The sequence below is a fragment of the Streptomyces sp. NTH33 genome (genome assembly GCF_003236365.1).
Classification (GTDB): Bacteria; Actinomycetota; Actinomycetes; order Streptomycetales; family Streptomycetaceae; genus Streptomyces.
In genome coordinates this window covers 1-9,216 of the sequence record NZ_POTZ01000290.1, presented here as the reverse complement: position 1 = coordinate 9,216, position 9,216 = coordinate 1, and the positions used below count along the sequence as shown (strand labels likewise).

Here is a 9,216-nt window from a genome sequence, read left to right as displayed (position 1 = left end):
GATCAGCACCGGCGCCAGGTCCAGGAGCTGACCGGTGCTGATCACGGCCCCCGCCAGCCGGTCCACTCCGCCCGCGATCTCCAGGGACACGGCACCCCGCAGGTCCACGTCCGTGAGCACCGCCGCGCTGAAGTCGACGCCCTTCACCTCGCAGTCCACGAACTCCACCCGCTCCAGCCGGGCGCCCCCGAAGTCCGGCTCGACGAGGACGCAGCCCTCGAAGACCACGTCCCGCAGCCGGGCCTTGCGCAGGTTCAGGTAGTCGATCTTGCCGCCGCGGATCCACACCCGCTCCAGGACCGCCCCGTGGAGCCCCACACCGCCGAGCCGGGCGTCGGTCACCTCCACGTCCCGCAGGGTCGCCTCGGCGAGGTCGGTGCCGACCCCTTCGTACGCCGGTGAGGACCGAGTCGAGGAGGCGCGCGTGACGCAGTGACGTGCCGTCCAGCGCGCAGCCCCTGAGCGCGCAGTCCATGAAGCGGGCGCCCGCCCCGTCCTGCCCGGCGAAGTCCTCCTGCCGGAACTCCAGCCCGTCGTAGTCCCCGTCCGGCGCCAGCCCCCCGCCGTCGTACGCCTCCAGGCCCGGCAACCGCAGCTCGGGCCGCCGGGCTCCCTTCACGCCGCTTCCGCCGCTCGCTCTCCTCGCCATGCCCCCATGCTGCACTCCGCCACTGACAGTCACTGGCGGTCCCGGGGTACACACGGATGCGATATGTCCCGATTCGTGATCTTCTGGCCAGATGAGCACCACCCGCACCGGTGAATTCCGTTCCGAGCACACCGACCCCCACCGCTGGTGGGCCCTCGTCGTCATCGCGCTCGCGCAGCTGATGGTGGTGCTGGACGCGACCATCGTGAACATCGCGCTGCCCTCCGCGCAGCGCGCCCTGCACATGTCGGACGGGAACCGGCAGTGGGTCATCACCGCCTACTCCGTCGCCTTCGGCGGGCTGCTCCTGCTCGGCGGGAGGGTCGCCGACCTGGTGGGCCGCAAACGCACGTTCGTCGCCGGGCTGATCGGCTTCGCCGTCGCCTCCGTGCTCGGGGGCGCGGCCACGTCCTCCGGCATGCTCTACGGCGCCCGCGCGCTGCAGGGCGCCTTCGCCGCCGTCCTCGCCCCCTCCGCGCTCTCCCTGCTGACCACGGCCTTCACCGACCCGAGGGAACGCGGAAAGGCCTTCGGCATCTACGGCGCCCTCGCGGGCAGCGGCTCGGCGATCGGGTTCATCGTGGGCGGCGTGCTGACCGAGTTCCTGAACTGGCGCTGGTGCCTGTACGTCAACGTGCCCATCGCCGTCGTCACGGTCCTCGGCGCCCTCACCCTCCTGCGCGACCGGCCCAGGAACACCGGCGCCCGGCTGGACGTGCGCGGGGCGGTACTGGGCTGCGGCGGCCTGGTGGCCGTCGTCTACGGGGTCAGCGAGGCCCAGCCGCGCGGCTGGACGGACCCGCTGGTGCCGAGCCTGCTCGCGGTGGGCGTGGTGCTGCTCGCCGCCTTCGTGTGGTGGCAGACCCGGGCGCCGTCGCCGCTGCTGCCGCTGCACGTCGTCCGGGACCGCGACCGGGCCGGCTGCTTCCTGGCCATGGCGCTGGCCGTGGTCGGCATGTTCGGGCTGTACCTGTTCATGACCTACTACCTGCAGGGCATCCTCGCCTACTCGCCGCTGCGGACCGGCCTGGCCTTCCTGCCGCTGACCGCCGCGATCGTCGTGGGCTCCACGCAGATCTCGGCCCGGCTGCTGCGGCACGTGGCTCCGCGCACGCTCCTGGTCCCCGGCATGCTCCTGGCGGCGGGCGGCCTGCTGCTGCTGACCCGGCTGACGGCCGACTCGCGGTACGCGAGCGACGTGCTGCCCGCGCTGCTGCTGATGGGCCTCGGCATGGGCCTGACCTACATGCCGGTGTTCGCCACCGCCACCGCGGGCGTCGCCCCGCGGGACTCGGGCGTGACCTCCGCGACCGTGAACACCTCCCAGCAGGTGGGCGGTTCGATCGGCACCGCGCTGCTCAACACGATCGCCACGACCAGCGGCGCCGCCTACGTCACCGCCCACCTGCGCGACCCGGCCGACCGGCCGCGGGTGGTACCCGAGGGCATCGTGCACGGTTACACGGTCGCCCTCTGGTGGGCGGCGGGCATCATGCTCCTGGCCGGCCTGGTCGCCGGCCTGATGATCACGGGCGGCGCCCCCAGGCGCGGGGCCCCGGCCGAGGCGGCCGTACCGGAGTCGGTGGGCTGAGACGGCCGGGGACGTCAGCGCCTGAGGGCGGCCAGTGTCTCCTTCGGGTTCCACGGCTCCCCCCGGCCCCTGGCCAGCGGACGGCAGCCGAGGCCGATCAGTACGGAGGTGAAGTGCCCGAGGTCGGTGAAGGTGCGCCCGGCGACCAGCGGCACGCCGTAAAAGACGAACAGGACGGCCAGGTACGGGTACTGCCAGGGCGGCGCGATCCGGTACGTCAGCACCCCCATCACCCCGGCCAGGGCGTAACTCACGCCGACGTCCAGGGTGTTGACGACCGATTCCGGAGCCATGTGCCGCTGCACCGCCCACAGCAGCGCGCCCTCGCTGATCAGCGTGGCCAGCACGTGCGCGGCCACGCACACCCCCAGCCAGCGCAGGGTGCCCAGCCAGCGCTCGGCCTGCGCGTGGAAGACCGTGTAGAGGGCCGCGTACGGCAGCCAGTGGCCGCTGTCGATCCACATGGCGCTGGAGAAGAGCACCCGCACCGGGTTGTTCGACAGCTCGTGGATGTTCGTGGAGCGCTGCCGCAGGAAGTGCTGCTCGAACCGCGGCGACATGTGGTTCAGGGCGACGGTGGTGAAGAACAGGATCAGCAGCCACACGTACGCGCCCGGGGCGCCGCGGACGTACGCCGCCACCGCCCGCAGCCCACGCCGCACTCGCATGACCGCGTTCACCCTCGCAAGTATGGTCGGCAAGGTGATCGAGGTGCCCGGTGCGCCGGCCGCTTCTCGGGAGAAATCCAACGGAGCGGCGGGCCGCGCGTTCGTCGCCGCCCTGCCGCGCCGGTCCTGCCGGTGGTGCGGGAGGCCACACGCTCGCCGTGCTGGAGCTCCGGCTCCTGGACGAGGAGAGCGCGGGCGAGCCGCTCGCGCTGCGGGCGTGGGACGGCGCGGGCGCCGTACGGCCGCTGTCGCCCGAACAGCTGTGGACCGGCCGCGCCCTGCGTGCGTGACGCGCCCTCGAACGGCCTATCAGGCCTTGCGATCGGACTTTCGGGACATAGCCTGCGCAATATGACAAAACGCCACATCGCTCTGCTCCTGAGCGCTGCCGCGCTGGCCGCCTCAGGTGTCGCCGCCGCCCCACCGATCTCGGTGCCCAGGATCCACCTGGTGTTCCCGGGAGAGTCGATCCAGAAGGCGGTGGACTCCGCGAAGACGGGCGACACCGTGCTGGTGACGCCCGGCGTCTACCACGAGAGCGTCAAGGTGACGACGCCCGGTCTGACCCTGCGCGGCATGGGCCGCGGCACCGTCCTGGAGCCGGCCGCCAAGGCCGCCGGCGACTGCGGTGAACACGGCAACGGCATCTGCGTGGCAGGGGCCAGGGACAAGCGCCTGGAGGGCGTCACCGTCTCCGACCTGACCGTGACCGGCTTCTCCCGCGCCGGAGTGATGGCGGTCGACACCGACCGGCTGACCGTGCGGAACGTGACCGCCGAGAAGAACGGCGTGTGGGGCATCGCCGAGGAGCACTCCGTAAGCAGCGAGTACCGGCAGAACACCGCTCGGAACAACGGCGACGCGGGCCTCTTCCTCGCCAACACGATCACGGCCGAGCAGGGCGCCACCGACACCGGCGGAACCCGGATCGCCCACAACCGGCTCGAGAACAACCGGATCGGCGTCACCGTCCGCCGGCTGCGGAACCTCACCGCCCACGGCAACGAGATCACCGGCAACTGCGCGGGCGTGTTCGTCGTCGGCGACGAGAACAAGCCGAGGGCCGGCGCCCTGACCGTGCGCGACAACCGGGTCGTGGAGAACAACAAGTACTGCCCGGCGACCGCCCGGCTGCCCTACCTGCAGGGCTCGGGCATCGTCCTGACCGGCGCCGAGGAGACCACCGTGACCGGCAACACGGTCACCGGCAACTCCGGCAAGTCCCCGCTGTCGGGCGGCATCGTCCTCTTCAAGAGCATGGTCGGCGCCTCCAGCGAGAACAACCGGATCGTCGACAACGCGCTGCACGGCAACTCCCCCGCCGACCTGGTCAACCAGGAGAGCGCCACGCACAACAACGCCTTCCGGAACAACTCCTGCCGGGCCTCCAAGCCCGCGGGGATGTGCTGAGGCCGTCACCACACCCGTCACCACTCCCATCACCACACCCGGTCCCCGTCCGAAACCACACGGGGACCGACAAGGAAGGAAGGCGGCACATGACGACCGCTCAGACCGCCCCACCGCCGTCCATGCGGCTCAGGGAACTCGCGTTCGGGGCGGCGTGTGCCGCCGCCCTGCGCGCGGCCGCCCGGCTGGGTGTGGCCGACGCGCTCGGCGACACCCCCACGGCCGTGGAGGACCTCGCGGCCGCGGTGAAGACCGAACCGGGTCCGCTGCGACGGCTGCTGCGGGCCCTGGCCTGCTACGGCGTCTTCACCGAACAGCCCGACGGCACCTTCGCGCACACCGACACCTCCCGGCTGCTGCGCGAGGACGACCCGAACAGCCTGCGCTACATCACCCTGTGGTGCACCGAACCATGGACCTGGGACGCCTGGCCCCGGCTGGACGAGGCGGTGCGCACCGGCCGCAACGTCATCCAGGACCTGTACGGCAAGGAGTTCTTCGTCCACCTCAACGAGGACGCCCCCGAGTCGGCGGACGTCTTCAACCGGGCCATGACCACCTCCAGCAAGCAGTCCGCCCGGGACGTCGCCGAACTCCTCGACCTGTCCGGCGCCTCCTCCGTCGCCGACATCGGCGGCGGCCAGGGCCACGTGGTGGCCGGCCTGCTGGAGAAGTACCCGGCCCTGCACGGCACCCTGCTGGACCTGCCGCGCGTGGTGGAGGGCGCCGACCCCCGGCTGCGCGAGGGCGGCCCGCTCGCGGACCGGGTGCGGATCGTGCCCGGCGACTGCCGCGAGGCCGTCCCCGTCAAGGCCGACGTCTACATCATCAAGAACATCCTGGAGTGGGACGACGACTCCACCGCCCGCTGCCTGCGCAACGTCATCGGCGCCGGCGGGCCCGGAGCACGCGTCGTCGTCATCGAGAACCTCGTCGACGACACCCCGTCCATGCGGTTCAGCACCGCCATGGACCTGCTGCTCCTGCTGAACGTCGGCGGCGCCAAGCACACCACCGACAGCATGACCAGCCGTCTGAGGGCGGCCGGCCTGACCATCGACGACATCAGCCCCGTCAACCCCTACCTGCACGCCTTCGACTGCACGGTACCCGCCTGACCGGCAGAACCGCCCCTTTCCTCCGTCCACCGGCCGCCGGGCCCGCTGCACCACGGGCCCGGCGGCCGGAGGCCGTCCGTGAGGGAGCCGGACGGCCACGGACGGACGGCTCAGTCGCGCTCCCACAGGTAGAAGCGGCGCGCCATCGCGTCCTTCGGCGAACGCCAGGTCTGGGGGTCGTACGCGCTGACGTACGCCGACAGCCGGTCGCTGATCCCCCGGAACTCCGGGTGGTCCGCCACCTTGGCGACGGCCGGCCCCGGATCCCGGTCCCCCTCGATCAGATGCAGGTACACATCGCCGAACTGGAAGAGACTGCGCCGGGTGACGCCGACCAGGTGCGGCAGCTCCCCCCGGTCGGACTCCTCGAAGATCTTCGCGATGTCGGGGGCCGAACCCGGAGCCATCCGGGCGACGATCAGGGCCTGGTGCACGTTCCGCACGTTCTTCCCTCCGTCCGGCTCAGTCGGCGCTCAGGGCCGGTTCGGCCCGTCGCCCGGCCGCGGCCTTCTCGACCTTGTCGCGGATCAGGGCCATCTGGACCTTGGAGTTCTTGTTGATGTTGTCGGTCATCCAGGCGTCGTCGACCGGCGCCTCCGGCTTCATCTCGAAGTCCTGCGTCCAGACCATCCGCGTGCCGTCGGGCACCTCCTCGTACCGCCAGTGGATGTTCATGTAGGCGAACGGCCCGGTCTCCACCCGGCGGGCCCTGACCGTGAGGGTGTCCCGGTCCGGCTCGCGCTCGGAGACCCAGCTCCAGACCGTGCCGTTCTCGTCGGGGTGCATGGTCAGCCGGAAGGTGCACTTGTCCCCTTCCCGCGACAGGATCTCCGCGGAGGCGTACTCGCTGAACAGCTGCGGCCAGCTCTCCACGTCGTTGGTCATCTCCCACACCAGGTCCACCGGCGCGGCGATGGTGATCTCGTTCTCCGTGTGGCCCGCCATCTCACGCTCCTGCCAGAAGGGTGCCGTTGACGAGGTCGAGGAACTTGCGGGGCGTCTTGCAGTGCTCCGCGTCGGGCGGCATCGGAACCCCGTGCCGGTTCTCCAGCTCGCCCACGATGCCGAGCAGGCCGAGCGAGTCGATGCCGAGCTCCTCGAAGGCGATGTCGGGCCGTTCCGCCAGCTCCTTCGGGCTGACGGCGATACCGGCCGTCCTCTTCATGAGTTCGGACAGTTCTTCCACGGTGATTCGGTCACTCATGCGGTTCCTCTCCTTGTTCCTCCCGGCTGGTTGCTCGGCGCCCGGTCAGGGGGCGCCGACGGCTCCGTGCCGCAGAACCAGCGCCGAGTTCGAGCCCATGAGCCCCCGGCTGAGGACCAGCGCCGTACCCACCTGCGCGGTACGGGCGCATCCGGTCACCAGATCGAGGTCATGGCAGATGTCGAAGACGTTCGGGGTGGGCGGGATCAGCCCGTGCTCCATCGCCAGGACCGCCGCCACCGCGTCCAGCACCGGCGCCGCGCAGTACGCCCGGCCCGTACCGGTCTTCGGTGCCGTCACCGGCACCCGCCGCCCGTGCGCGCCCAGCGCGTCGGCGATGGCCAGCGCCTCCGCCCGGTCCGCCGCGGGCACACCGAGCGCGTCGGCGAAGACCACGTCGACCTCCTCCGGGGCGCACCCGGCCTCGGCCAGCGCGCCGCGGATCGCCTCCGCCAGCCCCTCCCGGGACGCCTCCCAGCAGGAGGCACCGGTGAACGTCGCCGCGTGCCCGGCCACCGTGGCCCGCACCGGCACACCCCGCTCCCGGGCCGCGCCCGCCTCCTCCACGGCGAGCATCGCGCCGCCCTCGGCCGGCACGAACCCGCACGCCCCTTCCGTGAACGGCCGGTACGCCCGCGCCGGATCCTCCACCGGGCTCAGCTCCCGGTAACCGAGCTGGCAGACCATCGAGTACGGAGCCAGCGGCGCCTCCGTCGCCCCCGCCACGATCACATCCGTACCGCGCTCCACGGCCCGCGCCGCGTGCGCCAGCGCGTCCAGGCCGCCGGCCTCGTCCGCGGCGACCACCGAGCACGGCCCCTTGAAGCCGCGACGGATCGAGATCTGGCCGGTGCTGGCCGCGTAGAACCAGGCGATGGACTGCCAGGGACCGACGTAGCGGCTGCCCTTGCTCCACAGCTTCTGCAGCTCCCCCTGGCCGAACTCGCCCCCGCCGGAGCCGGCCGCGGTCACCACACCCGCCGAGAAAGGCGCCCCCCCGGTGTCCGCCCGGCCCAGCCGGGCATCCTCCAGAGCGGCGTCGGCCGCGGCCATCGCGAAATGCGTGAACCGGTCCGTCTGGACGAGATAACGCTCCTCGACCGCCGCCGACGGATCGAAGGACCGGACCTCACCGGCCACCTTCAGCGGCAGGTGCCCGCAGCCCTCACGGGTCACGCGGCCCAGGACGCTCTCACCCTCCTGGGTGGACTTCCAGAAGCTCTCGGTGCTTGTTCCGTTGGGCGCGACCACACCGATACCGGTGACGGCGGCCCGCCGCTTGGGGGGTGCGCTCATCGTGTCCTCTCCCTCTGCCGGGTCAGGATCACCGCCGACTGGAAACCGCCGAACCCGCTGCCCACGGAGAGCACGCTGTTCAGCTTCCGCTCGCGGGCGGCCCGCGGCACGTAGTCCAGATCGCACTCGGGGTCCGGCGTCTCGTAGTTGGCGGTCGGCGGAACGACCTGGTGGGCCAGCGCCAGCACACAGGCCACCACCTCGATCGCCCCGATCGCCCCCAGCGAGTGACCCACCATCGACTTGATGGAGCTCATCGGCGTGTCGTAGGCGTGATGGCCCAGCGCCCGCTTCACCGCGGCCGTCTCGTGCCGGTCGTTCTGCCGGGTGCCGGAGCCGTGCGCGTTCACGTAGTCGATCGCGGAGCCGTCCAGCCGGGCGTGGTCCAGCGCGGTCTCTATCGCCCGCGCCATCTCCAGGCCCTCACTGGTCAGGCCGGTCATGTGATAGGCGTTGCCGAAGGTGGCGTAGCCGCTCAGCTCGCAGTACACGTGCGCGCCGCGGGCCCTGGCGTGCTCCAGCTCCTCCAGGACCAGCACCGCACCGCCCTCGCCCATGACGAACCCGTCACGGTCGTTGTCGAAGGGACGGGAGGCGTGCGCGGGATCGTCGTTGTTCGGCGACGTGGCCTTGATCGCGTCGAAGCACGCCATCGTGATCGGCGATATCGGCGAGTCCGACGCCCCGGCTATGCAGACGTCCGCCCGGCCCTCCTCCACGGTGTGCAGCGCGTACCCGACCGCGTCCAGCCCGGACGTGCAGCCCGTCGAGACCGTCTGCACCGGACCGCGCGCCCCGAACCGCTCCGCCACCGTCGACGCCAGCGTGCTCGGCGTGAACGCCCGCTCCAGGTACGGCTGGGCCTGGCGGTGGTCCACGTCCCAGCGCTCACCCCGGTGGCTGACCAGGACGTAGTCGTTCTCCAGCCGGGTCGTGCCGCCCACCGCCGTGCCCAGGGAGACCGCGACCCGCCACGGATTCTCCCCGGCCAGGTCGATTCCCGCGTCCCGTACCGCCTCCTCGCCGGCCGCCAGCGCGAACTGGATGTACCGGTCGCAGCGCGCCACCTGCTCCTCGTCCAGCCCCGCGGCCACCGGATCGAAATCGCACTCGGCGGCGATCCGGGACCGCAGACCGGCCGGGTCGAAGAACGTGATGCCCCGCGTCGCCGTACGCCCGCCGGCCAGCAGGTCCCAGAACGCGGGAGCGCCGATCCCGCCCGGCGCCACCACGCCTATGCCGGTGACCGCCACCCGCCGGGTCATGACCGCGCCTCCGCC

General features: G+C 71.9%; 10 protein-coding genes and 1 pseudogene. 4 read left to right on the top strand and 7 right to left on the bottom strand.

Features of this window, described 5'->3' with window-relative positions:
* Positions 1 to 649: pseudogene (locus C1I97_RS24470) on the bottom strand (pentapeptide repeat-containing protein); the annotation flags it as partial.
* Positions 650 to 740: 91 nt separating this feature from the next.
* Here C1I97_RS24470 and C1I97_RS24465 point away from each other — a divergent pair.
* Positions 741 to 2,240 carry an MFS transporter gene (locus tag C1I97_RS24465; RefSeq protein WP_111005336.1) on the top strand — a complete coding sequence of 500 codons (1,500 nt, stop codon included), beginning with the start codon at positions 741 to 743 and terminating at the stop codon, positions 2,238 to 2,240.
* A 14-nt stretch (positions 2,241 to 2,254) separates the two neighbouring features.
* Here C1I97_RS24465 and C1I97_RS24460 read toward each other — a convergent pair whose 3' ends face one another.
* Entirely contained in the window at positions 2,255 to 2,908 is a 654-nt protein-coding gene (locus C1I97_RS24460) for a rhomboid-like protein (protein WP_111005335.1), read from the bottom strand.
* Between the two features lie 158 nt (positions 2,909 to 3,066).
* On the opposite strand from C1I97_RS24460, the gene C1I97_RS43010 reads away from it, so the two are divergent.
* The 3 genes from C1I97_RS43010 to C1I97_RS24445 all read left to right on the top strand — a co-directional run bounded on the left by C1I97_RS43010 (position 3,067) and on the right by C1I97_RS24445 (position 5,436).
* Positions 3,067 to 3,198, top strand: coding sequence for a hypothetical protein (locus C1I97_RS43010; protein WP_441349145.1), 132 nt, complete (start codon positions 3,067 to 3,069; stop codon positions 3,196 to 3,198).
* A 61-nt stretch (positions 3,199 to 3,259) separates the two neighbouring features.
* On the top strand, positions 3,260 to 4,318 hold the full coding sequence (locus C1I97_RS24450) for a right-handed parallel beta-helix repeat-containing protein (protein WP_111005334.1): 1,059 nt from the start codon (positions 3,260 to 3,262) through the stop codon (positions 4,316 to 4,318).
* 89 nt (positions 4,319 to 4,407) lie between these two features.
* On the top strand, positions 4,408 to 5,436 hold the full coding sequence (locus C1I97_RS24445) for a methyltransferase (RefSeq protein ID WP_111005333.1): 1,029 nt from the start codon (positions 4,408 to 4,410) through the stop codon (positions 5,434 to 5,436).
* Between the two features lie 110 nt (positions 5,437 to 5,546).
* Here C1I97_RS24445 and C1I97_RS24440 read toward each other — a convergent pair whose 3' ends face one another.
* From C1I97_RS24440 to C1I97_RS24420, 5 genes are read right to left on the bottom strand one after another with little or no spacing between them, the layout of a single operon-like run.
* The gene (locus tag C1I97_RS24440) at positions 5,547 to 5,870 is read right to left on the bottom strand and encodes a TcmI family type II polyketide cyclase (RefSeq protein WP_111005338.1); all 324 of its coding nucleotides are present in this window, start codon (positions 5,868 to 5,870) and stop codon (positions 5,547 to 5,549) included.
* A gap of 28 nt (positions 5,871 to 5,898) precedes the next feature.
* Entirely contained in the window at positions 5,899 to 6,381 is a 483-nt protein-coding gene (locus C1I97_RS24435) for an SRPBCC family protein (RefSeq protein WP_111005332.1), read from the bottom strand.
* A gap of 1 nt (position 6,382) precedes the next feature.
* Positions 6,383 to 6,640 carry an acyl carrier protein gene (locus C1I97_RS24430; RefSeq protein ID WP_111005331.1) on the bottom strand — a complete coding sequence of 86 codons (258 nt, stop codon included), beginning with the start codon at positions 6,638 to 6,640 and terminating at the stop codon, positions 6,383 to 6,385.
* A 45-nt stretch (positions 6,641 to 6,685) separates the two neighbouring features.
* Positions 6,686 to 7,936, bottom strand: coding sequence for a beta-ketoacyl synthase N-terminal-like domain-containing protein (locus C1I97_RS24425; RefSeq protein ID WP_111005330.1), 1,251 nt, complete (start codon positions 7,934 to 7,936; stop codon positions 6,686 to 6,688).
* On the bottom strand, positions 7,933 to 9,201 hold the full coding sequence (locus tag C1I97_RS24420; RefSeq protein WP_111005337.1) for a beta-ketoacyl-[acyl-carrier-protein] synthase family protein: 1,269 nt from the start codon (positions 9,199 to 9,201) through the stop codon (positions 7,933 to 7,935). Before C1I97_RS24420 ends, C1I97_RS24425 begins: the two co-directional genes overlap by 4 nt.
* Between the last annotated feature and the right edge of the window lie 15 nt (positions 9,202 to 9,216).